Raw genomic sequence first — 23,486 nt, forward strand, 5'->3', positions numbered from 1 at the left:
GTGTCCACCCCACCCCGCGATCCACACTTCCCCGTCGCGCACCTGCGCCCGCCCCGCAACTGGATCAACGACCCCAACGGGCTGGTCTTCCACGACGGCCACTACCACGTGTGCTACCAGTACAACCCGCACGGAGCGAACCACGCCAACATGCACTGGGGCCACTTCCGCAGCCCCGACCTGCTGAGCTGGGAGCCGCTGCCGATCGCCCTCTCCCCGAACCCCGGTGGCCTGGACGCCGACGGCTGCTTCTCCGGTAACGCCGTCTCCGACGGCGAACGGCTGGTCGCCTTCTACTCCGCGCACCGCGAGGACCGCTCGTTCCAGCACCAGCCGATCACCCGGGCCGTCTCCCGAGACGGCGGCCGGACGTTCAGCCCGAGTGGTGAACTGGTCATCCCCGAGCTGCCCGAGGGCTGCACCATGTACCGCGACCCGTACGTCTGGCAGGACGGCGACGGCTGGCGGATGCTGGTCGGCGCCGCCCTCGCGGACGGCCGCGCCGCCGCCCTCCTCTACGACTCACCCAACCTGGAGAACTGGGCCTACCGGGGGCCCTTCGCCACCCGCCATCCGGAGCCCATCGGTGGCACCGACCTGCTCACCGGGGAGGGCTGGGAATGCCCGCAATACCTCCCGGCAGCCGACGGACGCGGCGCCCTCCTCTTCAGCACGTGGACCGAACCCACCGGTCCGCAGAGCGTCGCGGCCCTGATCGGCGAAGAGCATGACGGCCACTTCAAGGCGGGCTCAGCGGTGCCCGTCGACCACGGCCCCGACTGCTACGCCCCCGCCCTGCTGCGGGCACCGGGCGACCGGTGGCTGCTGTGGGGCTGGTCGTGGGAAGCCCGCGACGAAGCATGGGCCGTCGCGGACGGATGGGCCGGGGCCCTCACCCTGCCCCGCGAGATCCACGTCCACGACGACGGCACACTGCGCCAGCAGCCCGCCACCGAACTACTCGCCCTGCGCGGCCGACACACCGTCACCGCCACAGGCGCGACGCGCGGCCCGCAGCCGGTGGACCTCGGCACCGTGGGCCGCGCCTTCGACCTGACGGCCCGTCTGGAGCCGACCGGAAACGCCGGCCTGCGGCTGCTCACCACCCCGGACGGCTCCGAGTACCTCGACATCCGTCTCGACGTAGACGCGGGCGAACTCGTCGTCGACCGTGACCACGCCTCACTGGACAGCCGGGCCCGCGGCGGTTCCCACCGGATGCCCTGCCCGCCAGACCGGCCCCTCGACCTGCGCGTCGTCGTCGACCACTCCATCGCCGAAATCTTCCTGATCACCACCGGCCAGGTCCTCACCCTGCGCTTCTACCCCACAGGGCAGAGCCCGTGGCGACTGCAGGCCCGCACCGCCCCGGGCACGCGCCTCGGCTTCGCGGTCGACGCCTGGGAACTGCACCCGCTCGTGATCAAGGAGCCGAGCATCGGCGCCGCAGAGTTGGCGCCGGCGTCGCCGTAGAACCGACCCCAACCGGTCGATCCCCCACCTCGGCAATGTTTCCCACCCGCTCTTCCAAGTACTGAACAAGCAGGTCCGAAGGAGGATCCTCCATGAGGTCATACGGTCTCGGACGACGCCAGTTCCTGGCCACCGCAGTCGGTGTCGCCGCCGCCTGGACCCAGGTTTCCGGCAACGCCATCGCCGCCCCGCAGCTGAAGCAAGCGTCACGTGACAATTCCGTCCGTGTGTGGCTGACGGACGTAGCGGCCGACAAGTGGGTCGCCGGCCAGGACGATGTGCTGTTCAAGGCGAAGAGAACGACCAACCCGCTGACGATCAAGATCGATGACAGCGTCAAGTACCAGAAGGTCCAAGGCTTCGGCGGGGCCATGACCGACTCCTCCGCCTGGCTCATCGACAAGCTGTCCACTGCCGAGCGGACCAAACTGATGAACAAGCTGTTCGATCCCTCGAAGGGAATCGGCCTCAGCCTGCTCCGCTCTCCGATGGGCGCCACGGATTTCAACGCGTCCGGGAACTACTCCTACAACGACATGCCCGCGGGACAAACAGACCCCACACTATCCAACTTCTCCGTCCAGCATGACGTGCCGTACATCATTCCGGCCTTGCGGCAGGCCCTCTCACTCAACCCGTCCATCAAGATCATGGCCAACCCGTGGAGCCCGCCAGGCTGGATGAAGACCTCCGACTCCATGATCGGAGGCACCCTCAAGAGCGAGTACACCTCCGCGCTGGCCAACTACTTCGTCAAGTTCATCCAAGCCTATGGCGAAGCCGGCGTGCCCATCTCCTACATTTCACCGCAGAACGAACCCATGGGTACTCCCACCTGGCCCGGCATGTTCCTGTCCGCGTACCAGGAAGCCGAGTTGATCCAGGAGATCGGCAAGGCGTTCGAAGCCAACGGAATCTCCACGAAGATCCTGGCCTGGGACCACAACTGGGACGTGCCCTCGTATCCCGAGACGATCTTCAGCGACCCCGCAGCCTCCAAGTACACCGCGGGAACCGGGTGGCACATCTACAGCGGCAACCCGAACTACCAGACGGTGGTCCACAACGACTACCCGAGCAAGGAAACCTTCATCACGGAAGCCACCGGAGGCGTTTGGCAGGACAGCAACCAGACAGCGTTCAGCGAAGCACTGGGAACGTGGATCATCAACGGAACGCGCAACTGGGCGAACGGGGTGATGCTGTGGAACATCGCACTCGACCCCGATAGGGGCCCGCTCAACAGCGACACGGCCGGCATACCCATGCTTCGGGGCTTGCTCACGATCGACCCGGCCGACGGACGGGTGACCTACAACGTGGACTACCACGCCCTCGCTCATGCCAGCAGGTTCGTCAAGCCTGGAGCACGCCGGATCTACTCGAACACCTTCGGGGAAGGCAGCATAGAGAACGTCGCGTTCCAGAACCCGGACGGATCGAAGGTCCTGATCGCCCACAACTCGGGCAGCGCCGCGAGAACCTTCAGCGTCGCGGACGGCACGCACTCGTTCGACTACACCCTGAACGCCGGCGACGCCGTCACCTTCACGTACTGCGGACCTGCGCAGAGCGGCCGTACCCCCGCAGCGACCAAGGTCTCTGACCCGACACACGACTTCACCTTCAAGTCGGCATCCGGCCCGGTCACCGTCACGTACGACCCGGAACTGCTGCCCTATCAGAACTCCATCCGTACCGGAAACAAGCTGGTCACGTACTCCCTTCCGATCGGAGCTTCCGTCCAGACGACCGGAAGGGCGCTGAGCCGTAGCAAATGGACCGCCACGGCTTCCGCGCAGCCGGATTGGGGTGTGGCCGCAAACGCGATCGACGGCGACATCAACACCAGGTGGAGTCTCGGGCACGGGACGACGAGCGGCGACTGGTTCCAGATCGACCTGGGGATCCCCACGAGCTTCAACAAAATCGTCTTCGACACCGGCGTGAATAATTCGTTCGATTATGTCACCAAGTATCAAATCTACGTTTCGAACGACGGAGTCGATTGGGGCAGCGCCATTGCGAGCGGCAGCGGTGGCATTGGAAAGATAGCCGTCACGTTGCCGACCCGAACGGCACAGTACATTCGCATCGTCAGTACCGCGGCATCCGGTTTCTGGTGGGCCATCGGCGACATCGAGGTGTACGGGTCTGCGCGTGGAACCGGCTCGATCACAGCTCCGGCAGCGGTATCGAACGGCCTCCAGCTGAAGACCTGGACCAGCAAGGAAGGGTCGCAGGTCACCGTCGTATTCAACGGGACCGCCGACAGCAAGAGTTTCAAGATGTCAACCGACGGCTCGTACACCTATACGCTGCCGAGCGGCACCTCGGCGATGTTCACCACCAAGAAGCTGTCGAGCTTCCCATCGCCGACGTTCAGCGAATTGAAGCCGGAACGAGGAACGCCGCGCTCCAAGTTCACGATTCGCGGTTCTGGTTTCGGCGATGCACAGGGGCTGGGTACGGTGTATTTCGGATCGAGCTATGCCGAAATAGACACCTGGTCGGACATGAGCATCAGCGCCTACGTTCCGAAGGGGCTTCCAGCGGGAAAGGTCACGGTTTCCGTGAAGGGGGCCAGCGGAGCAGACGCAGGTGGATCATCGTTCGACGTCATAGATCTCGGTCCTGCGCTGCCGCGGACAGGCTGGACCGCAAAGGCTTCGGACGCAAGCCAGTGGGATGCGCCCGGAAACATGCTCGATGGCAATTCCGACACCCGGTACAGCTCCGGAACAGGGCAGTACGACGGCCTCTGGATCCAAGTGGACATGGGGCAGACACAGACCTTCGACAAGATCGTGCTGGATGTCGGCGGCAGTGTCAGCGACTATGCGCGGAGCACAGACGTATACGTATCCACGGATGGAACCGACTGGACCAAGGTTTCTTCCGCAGCGGACGGCCAGCGAGTCCACCTGATTTTCTTCCCCACGCAGACAGCTCGCTACATCAAGGTCGTCAATACAGGCGACGTTGCGCGTAGCTGGTGGTCAGTCGCAGAATTCAACGTCTACAACTGACCTCGGGCACTGAGGGCCGGAGTGGCACGTCGCCAAGGGTGCCGCTCCGGCCATAAGCGGACGTTCGTGACGTGGGAGGCCAGCACCGGGGCTCGTGCGGGATCCGCTGGCCCCTTCGCCGTCAGTCCCCGCGCTTCACTTGTCTGTGCCTGATATGTCGTCAGCTAAGTCAGCATCTGATCAGCATCAGTCCCTGCACATTCCGAGACGGGTGTCTGAACAGGTGCCTTGGCGACGGCATCGCAGCAGCCTGGTTGGCGCGAAGAAGCAGGCAGGGACCCTTCTCGCCAGAGTTAAGCGATGTTCCTCACAATCTTCGAGTCCGAAGCGTGCCCGTGTACAGTGAAGAACGCCCTTGACCTGCAGAAAGCTGGCAGGGAGCCGTCTTCTGGGAGTTGAAAATGCTTCGTACCATGTTCAAGTCCAAGATCCACCGAGCCACCGTCACCCAGGCCGACCTGCACTACGTCGGATCGGTGACCATCGACGCCGACCTGCTGGACGCCGCCGACCTGCTGCCCGGCGAGCTGGTGCACATCGTGGACATCACCAACGGCGCCCGGCTGGAGACGTACGTCATCGAGGGCGAGCGGGGATCCGGTGTCGTCGGGATCAACGGGGCCGCCGCCCATCTCGTCCACCCCGGCGATCTGGTGATCATCATCAGCTACGCCCAGGTGACGGATGCCGAGGCGCGGGCACTCACCCCCCGGGTCGTACACGTGGACCGCGACAACCGGATCGTGGACCTCGGCGCCGACCCGTCCGAGCCGGTACCGGGCTCGGACCAGCAGCGCAGCCCGCAGGCCGTTCGGGCCTGACCGACGTACCGGGGACAGGAGCGTGTCCATGAGGGACCTGGAGATCCGCGACGACCGCGAGGCGGGCCGCCTGGAGGCGGTGTCCGGCGGTGAAGTAGTCGGCCGCATCGAGTATTTCGTCCTCGACAGCCCCGAACGCGCGCTCGTGCCCGTGCACACGATCGTCGAACCGGCCCACGAGGGCCAGGGCATCGCGGGTGCGCTGGCGCGAGAGCTCTACGGCATCGCCGGCCGTGAGCACAGCGCCGTCGCCCCGCTCTGCCCCTACGTCGCCAAGTGGTCCGAACGCCACCCCGACGAGGCCCCACCGGCTGACCAGGCCCTACTGACAGCCGCGAAGGGCTGGTTGGCCGAACACCCCGGCCGCTTCTGACTCCCGAGCCGGGACGTACGGTGTCCGAGCCCGGGCCCGTTACCCCCACCTGGCCCCTCCCCGTCCCGCGCGGGGGTGACTGGGGAAGCGGTCGACGGGTAGGCGGGGGAGTAGTCCAGAGCCGGAGTCGAGCGACTGGCTGGAGGACCTCATGACGAATCCGTATCCCGACCCCGTGCCGCCGGGGCCGACGCCGGGCCCCGAGCCCCAGCCCCCGGAGCCGCATCCCGATCCGGTGCCGAACCCGCAGCCTCCGCCGGGTCCGGAGCCGACCCCTCCGCCCCCGGCCCCGATCCCGCCGCCGGGTCCGACGCCCCCGGGTCCGACTCCACCGGGTCCGACTCCACCGGGTCCGACCCCACCGGCACCCCCGGGCCCCGACCCGGTGCCGGGCCCCGACCCGTCCCCGATCCCGCCGGGACCGGAACCCGTACCGAACCCCGAGCCGGGCCCGCCGCTGTCCTGAACGGCGGCATGAGAACGGGCACAGCGCATGAGAACGGGGCCGGTGGACAGCCGATGCGGCCGTCCACCGGCCCCGTACCGTTTCCGTCAGCGCCGAGCGCCTACGCGGAGACCTCCGACCGGTCCCCACCCCACAGCGTGTGGAACGACCCGTCCCGGTCCACCCTCCGGTACGTGTGCGCGCCGAAGTAGTCCCGCTGCCCCTGCGTCAGCGCGGCCGGCAGCCGCTCCGCGCGCAGGGCGTCGTAGTAGGCGAGCGCCGCGGCGAAACCGGGCGTCGGCACGCCCTGGCGGGTCGCGGCGACCAGCACCTCGCGCCAGTCGTCCTGGGCGTCCGCGATCTCCTGCGCGAACGTCGCGTCCGCCAGCAGGCTCGGCAGGTCCGGCCGGGTGTCGTAGGCGGAGCGGATCCGGTCCAGGAAGGCCGCGCGGATGATGCAGCCGCCCCGCCACAGCGCGGAGACCGCGCCGAGGTCGATGTCCCAGCCGTACTCGTCGCGGGCCGCGTCGATCTCGTGGAAGCCCTGCGTGTACGACACGATCTTCGACGCGTACAGCGCCTGCTCCACCCGGTCGGCGAAGGCCGCGGCCTCCGCCTCGCCCATCGGCTGCGCCTTCGGTCCGGCGAGCCCGCGCGAGGCCTCCCGCAGCTCGGCGTGGCCCGACAGCGAACGGGCGAAGACCGCCTCGGCGATGCCGGAGACCGGCACACCCAGGTCGAGCGCGATCTGCACGGTCCAGCGGCCGGTGCCCTTCTGCTCGGCCTGGTCCACCACCACGTCCACGAACGGCTTGCCCGTCTCCGCGTCCACGTGCGAGAGCACCTCGGCCGTGATCTCGATCAGGTACGAGTCGAGGCGGCCCTGGTTCCAGGTGCGGAAGATCTCCGCGATCTGGGCGGGGGAGTACCCGGCGACGTCGCGCAGCAGCTGGTACGCCTCGCCGATGAGCTGCATGTCCGCGTACTCGATGCCGTTGTGCACCATCTTCACGAAGTGCCCGGCACCGTCCGGACCGACGTGCGAGACGCACGGCGAACCGTCGGCCGCCTTGGCCGAGATCTTCTCCAGCATCGGGCCCAGCGAGTCGTACGACTCCTTCGGGCCGCCCGGCATGATGCTCGGCCCGTTGAGCGCGCCCTCCTCGCCACCGGACACGCCCATGCCGACGAAGTGGATGCCCTGCTCGCGCAGCTCGCGCTCCCGGCGCCGGGTGTCCGCGAAGTGCGCGTTGCCGCCGTCGATGATCATGTCGCCGGGCTCCAGCAGCGGCGCGAACTCCTGGATCACAGCGTCCGTCGGTTCACCGGCCTTCACCATCACGACCAGCCGCCGCGGCCGCTCCAGCGCGGCCACGAAATCCTTGGCGGACTCGCACGCGACGAACTCCCCCTCACCGCCGAACTCGTCGACCAGGGCGCGCGTGCGCGCGGGGGTCCGGTTGTGCACCGCCACCGCGTAGCCGTTGCGGGCGAAGTTGCGGGCGAGGTTGCGGCCCATGACCGCGAGACCCGTGACGCCGATCTGCGCTGTACTGCTCATTCGGTTGGCTCCTAAAGACCTCGGTATCGGTGCTGCGGTGCTGTCCACCAGCATGCCCCCGTCGCCCATCCTGACGTGCCGCTACTTCGTCCGCACGCGCGGGTCGTACGACGTCGCGCAGGCAGATACGCACAAGAGCCCCGTCGCACTCACCCGACGTACGCGTCCCCGCGTGCGCCGCACCCGCGCACCGGGTGCCGTACGCGGTGCACCGCCGAGGCGCACGACGCGCAACAGGGGCCTCATCCCGGCCATTTGGGCAACCGGGTGGCCGATAGCCGCCTTGTCCTGGCCGGTTAGCAGCGCTTACTTTTGCCCCTCCTGACGCATGTCTAGGGGGGCTCTCGATGGCCGTACGCGGCCGGCATCGCCGGTATCAGCCGAACAGGATCAACCGCGCCTCACTCACCGTCACGGCGGGCGGCGCGGGCATGGCGCTCCCGTTCATGGGCGCCGGCACCGCCCAGGCGGCGGACGTGGACACCTGGAACAAGGTCGCCGCCTGCGAGTCGAGCAACGACTGGAACATCAACACCGGCAACGGCTTCTACGGCGGACTCCAGTTCACTCAGTCCACCTGGGAGGCGTACGGCGGCCGGGCCTACGCGGCGCGCGCGGACCTGGCCGGCAAGGACCAGCAGATCGCCGTCGCCGAGAAGGTGCTCGACGGGCAGGGCCCGGGCGCCTGGCCGGTGTGCTCCGTACGGGCCGGACTGACCCGGGGCGGAGCCGAGCCCGACATCCGGCCGGCCTCCGAGAGCACGAGGAAGGGTGAGAAGGCAGACCGGAAGCAGAGGCCCAAGACCTCCATCGAGGACGTGCGGCCGCAGTCCACGCCGCAGTCCCGGGCGGGCAGCGCCGAGATGTACACGGTGGTGCGGGGCGACACGCTCTCCGGCATCGCGGAGGAGCGGGAGGTGCGGGGCGGCTGGCGAGGTCTGTACGCCGCCAACCGCTCGGCCATAGGGAGCGATCCCGATCTGATAGTGCCGGGCCAGCGGCTCGCGCTGAGCGGCGAGGGCGCCACGAAGACGCGTCCCGCGCCCGAGCGGGCCCCGTCGGCCAAGCCGACGACGAAGAAACCGCCGTCGCAGAAGCCGTCGTCGAAGAAACCGTCTCCGGACCGCGCCGAGGAGCGTGCCAAGGATCGGTCCAAGGACCGGTCCAAGGACGAGAGCAAGGAGCGCGCCGCACGGTCCACGGCCACCCGGCAGGGGCTGGTCGCTCCCGTCAGCGCCTCCCTGGGGACGCCCTACCGCAAGGCGGGCTCGTCCTGGTCGAAGGGCTACCACACCGGCGTCGACTTCCCCGTGCCCACCGGCACGTCCGTGAAGTCGGTCGCCTCGGGCAGTGTCGTCAGCGCGGGGTGGGGCGGTTCGTACGGCTACCAGGTCGTGATCCGGCACGGCGACGGCCGCTACAGCCAGTACGCCCACCTGTCGGCGATCTCCGTGCGGGACGGGCAGACGGTGAGCGCGGGCCAGCGCATCGGCCGCTCCGGCTCCACCGGAAACAGCTCGGGCCCGCATCTGCACTTCGAGGTGCGGACGGGGCCCGGGTTCGGCTCGGACGTCGACCCCATCGCGTACCTCAGGGCCGGCGGCGTCAGGATCTGATGCGCCTGCGGTGCCGGTGCACCATGGGCATCGCCACGTACGGGATGCCGTAGAAGGCGGCGTAGGAGAGCGGGCGTTCCCCGGAGGGCACCGACGGTTCCCCGCTCTCGTACGTGACGTCCGGGCCGACGCCGGTTTCCTCGGCGACGGCAACAGCGGGTACGGGCACCGGCACGTCCCCTGACGGCCCCCGGCCGGCTCCGCCGAGGTCACCGGCCCCGACGCCCAGCGCCACAGCCTCGGGCAGCGCGCCGATGCCGGTCGGGGAGCCCAGGGGCCCGGGCTCCGCACCCACCGTCTCCGGCAGACCCTGCACGTTCCCGGCCGACTCCCCGGCAGGGCCGGCCAAGTCGCCCACGGTCGCGGCCGAGCCGCCGACGCGTGCGGGCAGGCTGCCCCCGGTCCCGGCCAGGTCACCCGCGCGCCCGGCCTCCGCACCGACCGACCCGCTCAAGCCGGCCCCGCGCCCGGCCTCCGCACCCGCGGTCTCCAGCAGATCCCGCTGGCTCCCGACCGGTCCGGGCAGGCCACCGATGGTTCCGGCCAGGTCACCCGCGCGCCCGGCCTCCGCACCGACCGACCCGCTCAAGCCCGCCCCGCGCCCGGCCTCCGCACCCACGGTCTCCAGCAGATCCCGCTGGCTCCCGACCGGTCCGGGCAGGCCACCGATGGTCCCGGCCAGGTCACCCGCGCGCCGGGACTCCGCACTCAAGGCCCCGCTCAAGCCGCCCCCGCGCCCGGCCTCCGCACCCACCGGCTCCAGCGGACCCCGCCCGCTCCCGGCCGGTTCCCCGGCGGGCCCGGGCAGCGTCCCCGTCGTCCCGAGGCCCGTAGCCACGGGAGCCGGCCCCGTGCCGGCGACCTCCAGCCCCGTGCCCTCGCTCTCCGGGTGGGCGTGGGTGAGCCGCTCCGTCGTCAGCAGGATCAGGCCGCCCGCCGCCACCACGCCGCAGCTCAGGGCGAGCGCCGTGCCCGTCGTGCCGTAGCGGAAGGTTTCGCCGAACATCGTGATGCCGACCGCGGCCGCCACCACCGGGTTCACGACCGTCAGCGTGGCCAGCGGGGCCGCGAGGCCGGCACCCCGGTAGGAGGCCTGCGACAGCAGCATGCCGGCCGTGGCGAGGACGCCGATCACGGCGAGGGACGGCGCGTCGGCCGCCGACACACCGCCGGTCCAGTCGACCGCCACGGTCTTGGTGAACACCGAGGACATGCCGAACGCGATACCGGAGGCGGTCGCCAGCAGCATGCTGCGCACCGCCGGGTGCCGGTGCGCGGCCCGGCCGGCGATCATCAGCGCCACGACCGCACCCGCGGTGACCAGGGCCACGGCCACCCGCTCCGCCGCGTCCAGCGACTGCGCTTCGGACGCTGCGACCAGGGACAGCAGACCCGCGAGCCCCACCGTCGCCATGATCGCGCCCCGCCACGCCGTGGCGCCCGCCTTGCGGCCGACGAACAGCGCCGCCATCGGCAGGGCCACCACGATGGTCAGCGCGCCGAGCGGCTGCACCAGGCTGAGCGGACCGTACGCCAGCGCCACCACGTGCAGCAGACCGCCGAGGCCGTTCAGCGCGACCGCCGCCCACCAGCCCGGCCGGCGCAGCGGCGCGTACTGCTCGTCCGGCGACGACACCGCGACCCGCTCCTGCACGATCGCCCCGCCCGCGTAGGCGAACGCGGAGACGAGCGACAGCAGGACGGACAACGCGAGGGCGCTCATCGGCTGCTCCTCTGCGTCAGGCGGGGGCGATCAGCCCGGCGCGGTGAAAGGTCGGCTTTCATGACCAACACCCTGCCGTGTCCAGGTCTTCCCGTCGTCGTCCCTGAGCACTCATTGGGTCCTACTGCCGATGGAGTACGAGGGGACACCCGTCATCCCCAGGGTGGGCGACCCGGTCGGGGGTCACCGGGTCGCGTCCCTTAGGGGCCTTGGTACTACTGCTCTTCGTGAACCTCGACCCCGACCTCGCCGCGCTCCGCCCGCTCGGCGGCTACTTCGTGCTGCGTACGGGAGGAGCGGCGGCCGGGACTCTTCCCACTCTCGCACAGGCCTACGCCGCCACGGCACCGGATGTATACGGAAATCCCCTGATTTTCCGTGTCGGAAGAGTAGCGACCGCCCTGCGCCCCCCGGAGTCGCGCGTCGCGGCCTCCGTGGCCCACCTGGGACTCGCGGCCCGCCTCTGGTCCGTGGCGCTCGGCTGTGCCGCGCTCTACGGCCGTGTCCCCGACCTCGACCCCCGGCTGCTGCAATGGGACGCCGACGCCGGCGCCCCCGACGACCTGTGGCTCTCGGACGTACGGCCGCTCCCCGGAGACGCGCAGACCCTAGGGGCTGTCCTCGCAGACGTCGTCCTGCGCGGCCACCTCGACCCCCTCTCGGCGGCCCTGCGCGCCCACCACCGCCTCGCCCCGGGCCTGCTGCGGGGCAACGCCGCCTCCGCGCTGGCGGGCGCCGCCCGGGAACTCGACCGCTGGGCCCGGCGGCACGGCCGTACGGACACCGCCGCCCGGGCCCGTTCCCTGACCGCGGAACTCCTCGCCCACCCCCTGCTGACCGGCGCCGGAACCCTCACCGGCACGGCCTTCCGGCGCCGCAGCTGCTGTCTGTACTACCGCGTGCCCGGCGGGGGCCTGTGTGGTGACTGTTGCTTCACACGGCCGCCTCGCTCTTCCCCACACGCCCCATCTGGGTGACCATGAAAGGGAACGGCCGCTGAGAGCAGGGAGTTGCGGGTGCGCGTCGGACTGCTGACCCGGGAGTACCCGCCGGATGTGTACGGCGGCGCAGGTGTCCATGTGGAGTTCCTCGCCCGGGAGCTCAGACCACTGGTCGACCTCGACGTGCACTGCTGGGGCGAGGGCCGCGCCGACGGCGTGCGGCGCCACCGGCCCTGGTCCACGCTCGACGGCGCCAACGACGCGCTGCGCACCTTCTCCGTCGACCTGGCCATGGCCGCCGCCCTCGAAGGCCGCGAGCTGGTCCACTCCCACACCTGGTACGCCAACCTCGGCGGCCACCTCGCCAAGATGCTCTACGGCATCCCGCACGTGATGACCGCGCACTCCCTGGAGCCGCTGCGCCCCTGGAAGGCCGAGCAGCTCGGCGGCGGCTACGAGCTGTCGAGCTGGGCCGAGCGCAGCGCGATCGAGGCCGCCGACGCGGTGGTCGCCGTGTCGGGCGCCATGCGCGAGGACATCCTGGGCTGCTACCCGGCCCTGGACCCGGACAGGGTCCACGTCATCCACAACGGCATCGACACGAGCCTGTACCGGCCCGACCACGGCACGGACGCCCTGGACCGCATAGGCCTCGACCGCTCCCGTCCGTACGTGCTGTTCGTCGGCCGCATCACCCGCCAGAAGGGCGTGCCCCACCTGCTGCGCGCGGTGCGGGACATCGACCCGGCCGCGCAGGTCGTGCTGTGCGCGGGCGCGCCGGACACGCCGGAGATCGACCAGGAGTTCCGCGAGCTGTTCGGGGAGCTGAGCCGGGTCCGCGACGGCGTCTTCTGGATTCCGAAGATGCTGCCGCGCCCGGAGGTGATCCAGCTCCTCACGCACGCCGCACTGTTCGTCTGCCCCTCGGTGTACGAGCCGCTCGGCATCGTGAACCTGGAGGCGATGGCCTGCGGCACGCCCGTGGTGGCCTCGGCGGTCGGCGGGATACCCGAGGTCGTGGACGACGGCAGGACGGGCCTGCTCGTCCCGGCCGGCGACGGCTTCGAGGCGGGACTCGCCCGGGCCATGGACTCCGTCCTGGGCGACCCGGAGGCCGCCCGGCGGATGGGCGAGGCCGGGCGGGAACGCGCGGTCGGCGAGTTCGGCTGGGACGCGGTGGCCCGCCGCACGGTACGGCTCTACGAGGAGATCCTGAAACAGGCTTAGTACGAGCTGCTCAGGGGCAGGCATCGGGAAATCTGCGTGAGGGGAGCGGCCATGCGTCGTGGTGGTCCTTCGGTCCTGGGAATCGTGCTGGCGGGCGGAGAGGGCAAGCGTCTGATGCCCCTGACCGCGGACCGGGCGAAACCCGCGGTGACCTTCGGCGGTACGTACCGCCTGGTCGACTTCGTCCTGTCCAACCTGGTGAACGCCGACGTGCTGCGCATCTGCGTCCTGACGCAGTACAAGTCGCACTCGCTGGACCGGCACATCACCACAACCTGGCGGATGTCCAGCCTGCTCGGCAACTACGTCACCCCCGTGCCCGCCCAGCAGCGCCTCGGCCCCCGCTGGTACCTGGGCAGCGCCGACGCGATCCTCCAGTCGCTGAACCTGATCTACGACGAGCGCCCCGAGTACGTCGCCGTCTTCGGCGCCGACCACGTCTACCGCATGGACCCCCGCCAGATGCTCACCCAGCACATCGACAGCGGAGCGGGCGTCACGGTGGCCGGGATCCGGGTGCCGCGCACCGAGTCCTCGGCGTTCGGCGTGATCACGCCGGGCTCGGACGGCCAGACGGTGGAACGCTTCCTGGAGAAGCCGACGGACCCGCCCGGCCTGGCCGACGACCCCGAGATGGTCTTCGCATCCATGGGCAACTACATCTTCACCACCAAGGCCCTCATCGAGGCGCTCCAGCGGGACTCGGAGGACGAGCACTCCGTGCACGACATGGGCGGATCGATCCTGCCCCAGCTCACCGACCGGGGCGAGGCCGCGCTGTACGACTTCAGCGCCAACCACGTGCCCGGCGAGACCACCCGCGACCAGGGCTACTGGCGGGACGTCGGCACGCTGGACGCCTACTACGAGGCGCACATGGACCTGATCGCCGAGCGCCCGGCCTTCAACCTGTTCAACCGCAGCTGGCCCATCTACACGCACTCGTACCAGCTCTCGCCGGCCCGCTTCAACGCCGGGGGCATCGCCAGCGAGTCCATCATCAGCGCCGGCTGCCTGATCCGCGGGCAGGTCACGCGGTCCGTGCTGTCGCCGGGTGTGGTGGTCGACCCGGGGGCCGTCGTGCAGGGGTCCGTGCTGCACGACAACGTGCACATCGGCCGGGGCGCGGTGGTGCGCGGCGCCGTGCTGGACAAGAACGTCGAGGTGCCGCCGGGCGCCACGATCGGCGTCAACCCGGAGCGCGACGCGGAGCTGTACACGGTGTCCAAGGGCGGCGTCATCGCCCTCGGGAAGGGGCAGTTGGTCACCTGAGGAGGAGCGGCCGGGGGACTTTGTCCTGCCTCTGGACGAAGAGCGGAATCCGTGATGTTGTCATGCGAACTCCTGTCCATGACAACGTTGTTATGGAGGTTCCGTGCGTACCAGACGCCTCAGAGCCCGACTCGCGTTACTGCTCGCCGCGCTCCTCGCCCTCACCGGCCTGACCGCGGCACCCGCCCTCGCGGACGACCCGGCCGAGATCCACGGCCTCAAGGGCGAGTACTACACGCACTCCGCCCCCGGCGCCTTCGACTTCCACACCCTGAAGGCGACGACCTTCGACCAGGACCTCGACTTCGACAACCTGGAGCCGCGCCTGAGCTTCACCACCGGACAGTCCGACGACGTCAGCGTCCGCTGGACCGGCAAGCTCGTCCCGGAGAGGACAGGCACCCACACCTTCTCGGTCATCGGCGACAACGGCTTCCGCCTCTGGATCGACGGGCAGCTCGCCATCGACCACTGGGTCGACGACTGGGACCGCGAACAGACCGCGCAGCCCGTCGACCTGACCGCCGGCACGCCCTACGACATCAAGGTCGAGTACTTCGAGCACTACGGCGGCTCCAACCTCCACCTCCGCTGGACGCAGCCCGGCGGCGGCAAGGGGCCCGTCCCGCAGTCGGCGTTCCGCCTCCCCGACGGCTTCGACTACGACGGGGCCCTCGCGGCCACGGTCCAGTCCACCGGCCGCACCCTGAAGCTGGACTTCGCCCAGCCCCTCGCCGCGCCCCCGGCGAGCTTCACCGACCACCTAGAGGCGGTGATCGGCGGCGCCGCATGGCCCCTGGGCGCGGCCCGGCCGGACCCGTCCGACCCCACGTCCCTCCTGGTGACCCTCGAGGAACCGGTCGTCGGCAACAAGACCGGCACGGCCCGCGGCACCGCCGACGTCCGCTACGACGGCCGGGGCGGCCTCAGCGACGCCGACGGCAACGTTGTCAAGGAGTTCTGGACCAGCGGCCCCAATCGCTCCACCCACCAGCTACGCACCCGCTGGGCCGACGAGGTAGGACCCGGCAACGCCCTCCCGGAGTACCCGCGCCCGCAGCTGACCCGGGAAGCCTGGCAGGGCCTCAACGGCCGCTGGCAGTTCGCCGCCGCCGAGCCGGGCGAGCAGCCACCCGTGGGTAGGACGCTGAAGGAGCGCATCCTCGTCCCGTACCCGGTGGAGTCCCAGCTCTCCGGCATCGAACGGCACGAGGACCGCATGTGGTACCGCCGCACCTTCACGGTCCCGCCCGACTGGCGGATCGGCTCCGGCAAGCGGCTCAAGCTCAACTTCGGAGCCGTCGACTGGCGCTCCGAGGTGTACGTCAACGGCACCAAGGTCGCCGAGCACGAGGGCGGCTACGACAAGTTCAGCGCCGACATCACCGACGCGCTGAAACCCGGCCGCACCCAGGAGCTGATCGTCGGCGTCTACGACCCGACCGACTCCGCCTCCGGTGAGAACCCGCCGCTCGGCAAGCAGCGCCTGGACCCCAGCGGCATCTGGTACACCCCGTCCTCCGGCATCTGGCAGACGGTCTGGATGGAGCCGGTGGCCCGCGACCACGTGGACTCCCTGAAGCTCATCCCCGACGTGGCCGGCGAGAAGCTGACCGTTGAGGCCCGGGGCGTCCGGGACGGTGTACCGATCACGGCGACGGCGTACGACGGCCGGCGCAAGGTCGCCACGGTGAGCGGCCGCACCGGCAGCCCGCTGACACTGACCGTCCGCGACCCGCACCTGTGGTCGCCCGACGACCCGTTCCTCTACGGCCTGAAGGTGAAGGTCGGCGCCGACCGGGTCGGCAGCTACTTCGGGATGCGCTCCATCGCCGTCGAGAAGGTCAACGGCGTCCCGCGGACGATCCTCAACGGTGAGCCGGTCTTCATGATGGCCACCCTCGACCAGGGTTTCTGGCCGGACGGTCTGCACACCGCGCCCACCGACGAGGCACTCGCCTACGACCTGAAGGCGCACAAGCGGCTCGGCTTCAACTCGGTCCGCAAGCACATCAAGGTCGAGCCGGACCGCTGGTTCCACTGGGCCGACCGGCTCGGGCTGCTGGTGTGGCAGGACATGCCCGCCATGACGGCCGGGGTGAACCCGAGCCCCGCCTCCCGCGCCCGCTACGAGCGTGAGCTGAAGGAGATGATCGACGAACACGTCAGCAGCCCGTCGGTCGTCATGTGGGTGACCTTCAACGAGGGCTGGGGCCAGTACGACGTCGGCCGGGTCGCCGAGCAGGCCAAGGCCTGGGACCCCACCCGCCTCGTCAACGGCCAGTCCGGGCTGAACCTCGGCGCCGACGGCGGCACCGGCGACATCATGGATGAGCACGGCTATCCGAGCGCGGCCCTGCCGCCCCGCCCCGACGGCGAGCGCGCCCTGGTCAGCGGCGAGTACGGCGGGCTGGGTCTCGCGGTGCCCGGCCACGCCTGGTCGGTGCAGCAGTCGTACGTCGACGTCGACCCGGCCACCTACACGGACGACTACCTCGCGAAGCTGGACGAGGTCCGGGCGCTGGTCTGCCGGGGCGGCAACGGGGCCGTCTACACCCAGATCGCGGACGTCGAGGGCGAGCTGAACGGCTTCCTGACGTACGACCGGGCCGTGCTGAAACCGGACACGGCCCGGCTGAGGACAGCCCATCAGGCGCTGATCCGTGACGCCTCCCGGGTGACTCCCACGGGGTGCTCGGCGCCGCGTCCCGTGCTGGACTGACCTCACATGCACCATGAGTCCCGCCCCTTTCATCGGGGCGGGACTTAATCTGGTGTTAACTGTACGTAGCCTGATCGTACTTGACCGTAATCGGCTGGGGGCGATTGACTGCTGGCCCACCCGTCGTCGACGCGAGGCAAGCCCTTGACTGCTGACCTGCTCGCTCCTCTCGACCTGGCGTTCTGGAACATCGAGTCCGCGGACAACCCGATGCACCTCGGTGCGCTCGGGATCTTCTCGGCCCACTCGCCCGCCGCCGGTGCCCACGCGGCCGACCTGCTCGCGGCCCGCGCCGCCGGCGTGCCCGGACTGCGGATGCGGATCCGCAACGTGTGGCAGCCGCTGCCCGCCGCGCTGCGCCGGCCCCTCGCCTTCGGCGGCGCCGCCCGCGAACCCGACCCGGACTTCGATGCCCTGAACCATGTGCGGCTGCACGCCCCGACCGCCGACTTCCACACGGTCGCGGGCCGGCTCATGGGACGTCCGCTGGAGCGTGGCCGGCCGCCGTGGGAGGCCCATGTGCTGCCCGGCGAGGACGGGACCTCCTTCGCGGTGCTGTTCAAGTTCCACCACGCCCTGGCCGACGGCCTGCGGGCGCTGACCCTCGCCGCGGGCGTCATGGACCCGATGGACATGCCCGCGCCCCGGCCCCGCCCCGCCGAGCCCCCGCGCGGCCTGCTGCCGGACGTGCGCGAGCTGCCGGGAGTGGTGCGCGGCGCCCTGTCCGACGTGGGCCGGGCCCTGGACATCGGCGCCTCCGTCGCCCTCTCCTCACTCGACGTGCGCTCCGCCCCCGCGCTCACCTGCGAGCCGAGCGGCACCCGCCGCACCGCCGGAGTGCTGCTCGACCTCGACGACGTGCACCGCGTCCGCAAGACCGTCGGCGGCACCGTCAACGACGTCCTGATCGCGGTCGTCGCGGGCGCGCTGCGCCGCTGGCTGGACGAACGCGGCGACGGCAGCGAGGACGTCGCGCCCCGCGCCCTGATCCCCGTCTCCAAGCGCCGCCCGCGCACCGCGTACCCGCAGGGCAACCGGCTCTCGGGTTACCTGATACGGCTTCCGGTGGACGACCCGGATCCGCTGGCCCGCCTCGCCTCGGTCCGCACCGCCATGGACCGCAACAAGGACGCCGGCCCCAACCGGGGCGCGGGCGCCGTCGCCCTGCTCGCCGACCACGTCCCGGCCCTGGCCCACCGGCTGGGCGGACCCCTGGTCGGCCAGGCGGCCCGGCTCTGGTTCGACATCCTGGTCACCAGCGTGCCCCTGCCCAGCCTCGGCCTGAAGCTCGGCGGCAACCCGCTCACCGCCGTCTTCCCCCTCGCCCCGCTGGCCCCCGGCCACTCGGTGGCGGTGGCGGTCTCGACGTACCGGGGGAGCGTCCACTACGGGCTCGTCGCCGACGGCGAAGCCGTGCCGGACCTCGACCGGCTCGCCGCGGCCGTCACGGAGGAGGTGCGCACTCTGATCACCGCCTGCCGGTCCTGAACCGGGCGGGTTTGGCGGTGTGGCCCGCCACTGACGTAAAATTCGCCCTTCGAAAGCGGGCGCGACCGGCGCGCCGCCACAGCAGAGCAGGGAACGACAGCGGCGATGACGGTGACAGAGGACGGCCCGCAGGCCATGGACGAGGCGAGCGGGCTCTCGTACGGACCCGGCATCGACCCGGAGCGGCTGGCCGTCTGCCTCAGCGTGCTCGAGGAACTCGACAAGCTGGAGATCGACCACCCGGACGCCGTCGCCGTGCGCCGGGCCACCGCGGGCGTCTACCGCACGGTCAAGCAGCGCCGCCGCCAGGAGCGCCGGGCCGCCAAGACCGCCCACGACAAGGCGGTCACGGAGGCCACGGCGACCGGCTCCGCCCAGCGCATCGACGACGAGACCGAGGGCCTGCTGCCCTCCTCGCGCACCGAGGAGGGCCGGATCGCCGGGATACTCCAGCGCCCGCGCTCCTGCTACACCTGCAAGACCCGGTACGTGGAAGTCGACTACTTCTACCACCAGCTCTGTCCCGACTGCGCCCGCGTGAACCGCGAGAAGCGCGACGTCCGGGCTGACCTCAGCGGCAAGCGCGCCCTGCTCACCGGCGGCCGCGCCAAGATCGGCATGTACATCGCGCTGAGGCTGCTGCGCGACGGCGCGCACACCACGATCACCACGCGTTTCCCGAAGGACGCCATCCGCCGCTTCAAGGCGATGGACGACTCCGCGGACTGGATCCACCGCCTGGAGGTCGTCGGCATCGACCTGCGCGACCCGGCCCAGGCCGTGGCCCTCGCGGAGCAGGTCGCCGAGGCGGGCCCGCTCGACATCCTCGTCAACAACGCGACCCAGACCGTACGCCGCCTGCCCTCCGCCTACGCCGCGCTGGTCGAGGGTGAGAGCGCCCCGCTGCCCGCCGGTGAGCTCCCCGCCCACCACGTCATCGGCGCCTTCAACTCCGGCGCGGTCGACGGCCTGGCCGCGCTGCCCCTGGGCACCAGCGGCCTCGACGCCCAGCAGGTCGCCGACCTCGCCCTGGTCGCGGGCAACGCCAGCGTCGAGCGGCACCTCGACGGCACGGCGATCGACGCGGGCGGGCTGGTCCCCGACGTCGTCGACAGCAACACCTGGGTGCAGACGATCGAGCAGATCTCCCCGGTGGAGCTGCTGGAGACCCAGCTGTGCAACTACACGGCGCCGTTCATCCTGATCAGCCGGCTCCGCCCGGTCATGGCCGAGGCCGCGAAGAAGGCGGCGAGCGGACGCGCGTACGTCGTGAACGTCTCGGCCATGGAGGGCGTGTTCGGTCGCGGCTACAAGGGTGCGGGGCACCCGAACACGAACGCCGCCAAGGCCGCCATGAACATGGTGACGCGGACCAGTGCGCAGGAGATGTTCCAGACCGACGGGATCCTGATGACCTCGGTCGACACGGGGTGGATCACGGACGAGCGGCCTCACTACGACAAGCTGCGGCTGGCCGAGGCGGGCTTCCACGCGCCGCTGGACCTGGTCGACGGGGCGGCCCGGGTGTACGACCCGATCGTGCGGGGTGAGGCGGGGGAGGATCTGTACGGGGTCTTCCTGAAGGACTACGAGCCGGGGAAGTGGTAGGGGTTTCGGGTCTGGCGTCAGCGGGTTGAGTGCGGCTTGGCGCGCCCACGCGGCGGAGCCGCACGTCGATACAGCCCCGCGCCCCTAAGGGGCCGGGGTGCGCGCTGCCCGTGCCCGGGTGCCGCCGTCCACCACGAGGTCTGCCCCTGTCACCCACTCCGCCTCGTCCGACGCCAGCCACACCACCGCCCGTGCGACGTCCCCGGGCTCCCCGATCCGGCCGAGCGGCAGCCCCGCGGCGATCTGTTCCTCGCCCGGCTCCCACATGAATCGTGCCATCTCGGTGCGGACCAGGCCGGGGGAGACGGAGTTCACCCGCACCCGGGGGCCCAGCTCGCCCGCGAGCTGCTGGGTCAGGTGCAGCAGCGCGGCCTTGCTCGTGCCGTACGCGCCCACGTTCGGGCCGACATGGCCGGCGCCCTCCGTGCACACGTTGATCACCGTGCCGCCGTGCTCCGACATCCACGACCGCCACGCGCACTGCACCAGTCGCAGCGGTGCCTCGACATTGACGGTGAAGGCCTCGCGCCAGGCCTCCGGGGCCGCGTCCATGAGCGGTCCGTACGGCTGGTTGGTCGCCGCGTTGTTGACCAGGACGTCGAGGCGGCCGAACTCGCGAAGGGCCAGCTCCGTCAGCCGCCGGGGATGGCCCGGGTCGGCGAGGCTGCCCGCGAGCCCGATGCCGCCCAGTTCCAGGGCGGTCCGCCGTACTTCGCCGGCGTCGCGCGCGGTGACGCACACCAGTGCGCCCGCCGAGGCGAGCGCTTCCGCGACAGCGCGTCCGATGCCGCGCGTGGCCCCCGTGACCACGGCGGCCCTGCCCTCCAGGCCGTACGACGGTGACGTCATCGGCGTACCGTCTCATGACGGTCCGTCAGCCGACAGCCCCGAGGCGGCGGGGTCCTGCGCCACCGTCTGGAAACCGCCGGTGCGGGCTTAAGCCGTTCGAGTGATCCGTAAAACGTCCTTTCCATGGTAAATCGGTGCGTAAACCCGAGTTGAACACGGGATGACGCGCGATCGTTACCGGCAGTTTTCAGCCCCATCGAGCGGGGGGCCGCTCATTTGGTTAATCTGGGGCCGACGGACAGCAGGACGGGACCCACACCCACGGTCCGTCATGGGACAAGCCGGTACACCACGGCCCGCGCTCCCGCGAATTACCGGCGCCACCGCGTCCGAACTGCATCTTGGCATCAGACCCGAGCGGGCGTCAGGCGTAGAGCAGGACCGGCGCGCACGTCCCGAGGGTGACCGACACATAAGGAGTGCGCGGTGACACCGGAAAAGACGAATCGCGAGCAACGCCCCAAGGAACGCACCGAGCGCAAGGGCCGCCGGTCCGACGAGCTCGGCAGCCTCGATGTGTGGGCCCGGTCGGCCCCGATCCGCCTCGCGGGCTACGAGGAGGACCTCGCCGAGCCCCACATCCTGCCCAGCGTCGACTGAACGGGCGCCGTACCCTCCGCGTTCGCCGATCAGCATGGGCGTGCCAGACTCGCGTCCATGCTGATCAGGGAAGCAACGGCTGACGACTGGCCGCGCATCTGGCCGTTCTGGCACCGCATCGTCGCCGCGGGTGAGACCTACGCATGGGACCCGGGCACCTCCGAGGACGAGGCCCGGGTCCTGTGGATGAATCCGGCGAAACGCGTCTACGTCGTCGAGGACGACGGCGGCGGCGTCGTCGCCTCCGCCTACCTCACCCCCAACTACGGCGGTCCCGCCGCCCGCATCGCCAACGCCGGTTTCATGGTCGACCCGGACCAGGGCGGCCGGGGCTACGGCCGGGCCCTCGCCGAACACCTCCTGACCGAGGCCCGGGCCGCCGGTTACCGGGGCATGGTGTTCAACGCCGTCGTCGAGACCAACCCGGCCGTGAAGCTGTGGACCTCCCTCGGCTTCACGATCCTCGGCACGGTGCCCGACGCGTTCGACCATCCCCGGCACGGCCTCGTGGGACTGCACGTCATGTACCGGGCGCTCTAGAGCATCAGCACATCGGAGGGATCCATGGCCGGCTTTCGGGTGAGGCCTCTGGACGCGGCCCGCTGGCCCGACTTCGCCGGTCTGGTCGAGCGGCACAACGGCGTGTGGGGCGGCTGCTGGTGCATGGCCTTCCACCCCGAGGGCCTGAGCCGCACCAAGACACCCGAACAGAACCGCGCCGAGAAGGAGAGCCGGGTCCGCGAGGGCCGCGCGCACGCCGCCCTCGTCTACGACGGCCAGGACTGCGTGGGGTGGTGCCAGTTCGGGCCGACGCCCGAACTGCCCCGCATCAAACACCGGCGTGCCTACGAGAAGGACTTCGACGTCCTTCCGGACTGGCGGATCACCTGCTTCTTCGTCGACCGGGCCCACCGCCGCCAGGGCGTGGCCGCCGCCGCCCTCGACGGCGCCCTCCACGAGATCGCACGCCTCGGCGGCGGCACCGTGGAGGGCTACCCCGAGGACGCCGAGGGCCGGTCCGTCTCCGCGTCGTTCCTGTACACCGGCACGGTGACGCTGTTCGAGAGCCACGGCTTCGAGCGGGTCCGGCGCCTCGGCAAGCACCACTGGGTGGTGGCCAGGACGGTCTCCCGGGCGGCCGTCAGGGACGGGCGTACGGTCGCGTCATGATCTCCATGTTGTGGCCGTCCGGGTCGGCGAAGTAGGCGCCGCGGCCGCCGAAGAGGTCGTTGACCCGGCCGGGCTCGGTGTGGCTCGGGTCGGCGAAGTAGGTCACGCCCAGCGCCTCCAGCCGGGCGATCATGGTGTCGAACTGCTCCTCGGGCACGAGGAACGCGTAGTGCTGCCCCTGTATCGGCTCGTCGCGCTTCTCGTAGTAGTCGAGGGTCACGCCGTTGCCCAGGTCGACGGGCAGGAACGGCCCGAAGGGGGCGCCGACCTCGAGGCCCAGGACCGCCGCCAGGAACTCCGCCGACAGTTGGCGGTCCGAGGCGAAGACGACTGTGTGGTTGAGGTGGGCGACGGTGGCCGGAAGTTCGGGTGTGTGCTGTGCGTGGGACATGAGTCTGAAGGGTCTCCGGGTCTCGGGATCCGTGGTGAAGCGCCGCAGCGGGCGCGAGGGGATGAGGACACGGAGACGGGAGGCGGGGCTCGTGCCCTCTCCGGCTCTCGGGCGGGCCCGGGCGGGGTCACCCCCGCCGCGCTCACTCCGAGGCCGGGCGCCTCACTCGTGCATGGC

At 70.6% G+C, this 23,486-nt stretch carries 17 protein-coding genes and 1 pseudogene; 14 read left to right on the forward strand and 4 right to left on the reverse strand.

Translation table 11 applies throughout. The features are described 5' to 3' along the window. From CP976_RS37765 to CP976_RS37780, 4 genes are all read left to right on the forward strand, one after another. The gene (locus CP976_RS37765) at positions 1–1,473 is read left to right on the forward strand and encodes a glycoside hydrolase family 32 protein (protein WP_150484371.1); all 1,473 of its coding nucleotides are present in this window, start codon (positions 1–3) and stop codon (positions 1,471–1,473) included. Between the two features lie 92 nt (positions 1,474–1,565). After that, positions 1,566–4,502, forward strand: a complete 2,937-nt coding sequence (locus tag CP976_RS37770; RefSeq protein ID WP_150484372.1) for a discoidin domain-containing protein — start codon at positions 1,566–1,568, stop codon at positions 4,500–4,502. Positions 4,503–4,903: 401 nt separating this feature from the next. After that, complete coding sequence (gene panD, locus CP976_RS37775; RefSeq protein ID WP_086598998.1) at positions 4,904–5,323, forward strand: aspartate 1-decarboxylase; 420 nt, start codon at positions 4,904–4,906, stop codon at positions 5,321–5,323. A 28-nt stretch (positions 5,324–5,351) separates the two neighbouring features. After that, positions 5,352–5,696, forward strand: a complete 345-nt coding sequence (locus CP976_RS37780; RefSeq protein ID WP_150484373.1) for a GNAT family N-acetyltransferase — start codon at positions 5,352–5,354, stop codon at positions 5,694–5,696. Positions 5,697–6,262: 566 nt separating this feature from the next. Here the strand turns inward: CP976_RS37780 and gndA are convergent. Then, on the reverse strand, positions 6,263–7,702 hold the full coding sequence (gene gndA, locus CP976_RS37790) for an NADP-dependent phosphogluconate dehydrogenase (RefSeq protein ID WP_150484375.1): 1,440 nt from the start codon (positions 7,700–7,702) through the stop codon (positions 6,263–6,265). Between the two features lie 347 nt (positions 7,703–8,049). On the opposite strand from gndA, the gene CP976_RS37795 reads away from it, so the two are divergent. Further along, positions 8,050–9,318, forward strand: a complete 1,269-nt coding sequence (locus CP976_RS37795) for a peptidoglycan DD-metalloendopeptidase family protein (protein ID WP_150484376.1) — start codon at positions 8,050–8,052, stop codon at positions 9,316–9,318. Positions 9,319–10,204: 886 nt separating this feature from the next. On the opposite strand, the pseudogene CP976_RS44735 reads toward CP976_RS37795, so the two are convergent. Then, positions 10,205–11,041, reverse strand: a pseudogene (locus CP976_RS44735) (DMT family transporter); the annotation flags it as partial. A gap of 227 nt (positions 11,042–11,268) precedes the next feature. Between CP976_RS44735 and CP976_RS37805 the strand changes: the two are divergent. The 6 genes from CP976_RS37805 to CP976_RS37835 all read left to right on the forward strand — a co-directional run bounded on the left by CP976_RS37805 (position 11,269) and on the right by CP976_RS37835 (position 20,299). After that, positions 11,269–12,018, forward strand: coding sequence for a (2Fe-2S)-binding protein (locus CP976_RS37805; protein WP_150484378.1), 750 nt, complete (start codon positions 11,269–11,271; stop codon positions 12,016–12,018). A 39-nt stretch (positions 12,019–12,057) separates the two neighbouring features. Beyond that, positions 12,058–13,209 carry a glycogen synthase gene (gene glgA / locus CP976_RS37810; protein ID WP_150484379.1) on the forward strand — a complete coding sequence of 384 codons (1,152 nt, stop codon included), beginning with the start codon at positions 12,058–12,060 and terminating at the stop codon, positions 13,207–13,209. Positions 13,210–13,260: 51 nt separating this feature from the next. Further along, the gene (gene glgC / locus CP976_RS37815) at positions 13,261–14,481 is read left to right on the forward strand and encodes a glucose-1-phosphate adenylyltransferase (protein WP_150484380.1); all 1,221 of its coding nucleotides are present in this window, start codon (positions 13,261–13,263) and stop codon (positions 14,479–14,481) included. Positions 14,482–14,584: 103 nt separating this feature from the next. Beyond that, the gene (locus tag CP976_RS37820; protein ID WP_150484381.1) at positions 14,585–17,203 is read left to right on the forward strand and encodes a PA14 domain-containing protein; all 2,619 of its coding nucleotides are present in this window, start codon (positions 14,585–14,587) and stop codon (positions 17,201–17,203) included. Between the two features lie 144 nt (positions 17,204–17,347). Continuing rightward, positions 17,348–18,691: a wax ester/triacylglycerol synthase family O-acyltransferase gene (locus tag CP976_RS37830; protein ID WP_150484382.1), complete on the forward strand. Its 1,344-nt coding sequence runs from the start codon at positions 17,348–17,350 to the stop codon at positions 18,689–18,691. A 105-nt stretch (positions 18,692–18,796) separates the two neighbouring features. Next, a complete protein-coding gene (locus CP976_RS37835; RefSeq protein WP_150484383.1) occupies positions 18,797–20,299 on the forward strand; it encodes an SDR family NAD(P)-dependent oxidoreductase in 1,503 nt (500 codons plus the stop codon). A gap of 84 nt (positions 20,300–20,383) precedes the next feature. Here the strand turns inward: CP976_RS37835 and CP976_RS37840 are convergent, their stop codons facing one another. Continuing rightward, positions 20,384–21,148: an SDR family oxidoreductase gene (locus tag CP976_RS37840; protein WP_150484384.1), complete on the reverse strand. Its 765-nt coding sequence runs from the start codon at positions 21,146–21,148 to the stop codon at positions 20,384–20,386. A 426-nt stretch (positions 21,149–21,574) separates the two neighbouring features. On the opposite strand from CP976_RS37840, the gene CP976_RS37845 reads away from it, so the two are divergent. Genes CP976_RS37845 through CP976_RS37855 form a run of 3 tightly spaced genes read left to right on the forward strand, consistent with a single transcriptional unit; the run spans position 21,575 to position 22,918 of the window. Next, positions 21,575–21,748 carry a hypothetical protein gene (locus CP976_RS37845; protein ID WP_010037330.1) on the forward strand — a complete coding sequence of 58 codons (174 nt, stop codon included), beginning with the start codon at positions 21,575–21,577 and terminating at the stop codon, positions 21,746–21,748. A gap of 57 nt (positions 21,749–21,805) precedes the next feature. Then, positions 21,806–22,288 carry a GNAT family N-acetyltransferase gene (locus CP976_RS37850; RefSeq protein ID WP_150484385.1) on the forward strand — a complete coding sequence of 161 codons (483 nt, stop codon included), beginning with the start codon at positions 21,806–21,808 and terminating at the stop codon, positions 22,286–22,288. Positions 22,289–22,312: 24 nt separating this feature from the next. Continuing rightward, complete coding sequence (locus CP976_RS37855; RefSeq protein WP_150484386.1) at positions 22,313–22,918, forward strand: GNAT family N-acetyltransferase; 606 nt, start codon at positions 22,313–22,315, stop codon at positions 22,916–22,918. Here CP976_RS37855 and CP976_RS37860 read toward each other — a convergent pair. After that, a complete protein-coding gene (locus CP976_RS37860; RefSeq protein WP_150484387.1) occupies positions 22,890–23,309 on the reverse strand; it encodes a VOC family protein in 420 nt (139 codons plus the stop codon). The genes CP976_RS37855 and CP976_RS37860 overlap by 29 nt on opposite strands. Positions 23,310–23,486: the final 177 nt, after the last annotated feature.

The organism is Streptomyces coeruleorubidus, assembly GCF_008705135.1.
In the GTDB taxonomy this organism is placed as follows: Bacteria; Actinomycetota; Actinomycetes; order Streptomycetales; family Streptomycetaceae; genus Streptomyces; species Streptomyces coeruleofuscus.

Excerpts from the sequence above, each read along its gene's own strand:
- CP976_RS37770 (WP_150484372.1), top strand. The coding sequence starts at position 1,566 with ATGAGGTCATACGGTCTCGGACGACGCCAGTTCCTGGCCACCGCAGTC.
- panD (WP_086598998.1), top strand. The coding sequence starts at position 4,904 with ATGCTTCGTACCATGTTCAAGTCCAAGATCCACCGAGCCACCGTCACC.
- CP976_RS37780 (WP_150484373.1), top strand. The coding sequence starts at position 5,352 with ATGAGGGACCTGGAGATCCGCGACGACCGCGAGGCGGGCCGCCTGGAG.
- gndA (WP_150484375.1), bottom strand. The coding sequence starts at position 7,702 with ATGAGCAGTACAGCGCAGATCGGCGTCACGGGTCTCGCGGTCATGGGC.
- CP976_RS37795 (WP_150484376.1), top strand. The coding sequence starts at position 8,050 with ATGGCCGTACGCGGCCGGCATCGCCGGTATCAGCCGAACAGGATCAAC.
- glgC (WP_150484380.1), top strand. The coding sequence starts at position 13,261 with ATGCGTCGTGGTGGTCCTTCGGTCCTGGGAATCGTGCTGGCGGGCGGA.
- CP976_RS37835 (WP_150484383.1), top strand. The coding sequence starts at position 18,797 with ATGACGGTGACAGAGGACGGCCCGCAGGCCATGGACGAGGCGAGCGGG.
- CP976_RS37840 (WP_150484384.1), bottom strand. The coding sequence starts at position 21,148 with ATGACGTCACCGTCGTACGGCCTGGAGGGCAGGGCCGCCGTGGTCACG.
- CP976_RS37850 (WP_150484385.1), top strand. The coding sequence starts at position 21,806 with ATGCTGATCAGGGAAGCAACGGCTGACGACTGGCCGCGCATCTGGCCG.
- CP976_RS37855 (WP_150484386.1), top strand. The coding sequence starts at position 22,313 with ATGGCCGGCTTTCGGGTGAGGCCTCTGGACGCGGCCCGCTGGCCCGAC.
- CP976_RS37860 (WP_150484387.1), bottom strand. The coding sequence starts at position 23,309 with ATGTCCCACGCACAGCACACACCCGAACTTCCGGCCACCGTCGCCCAC.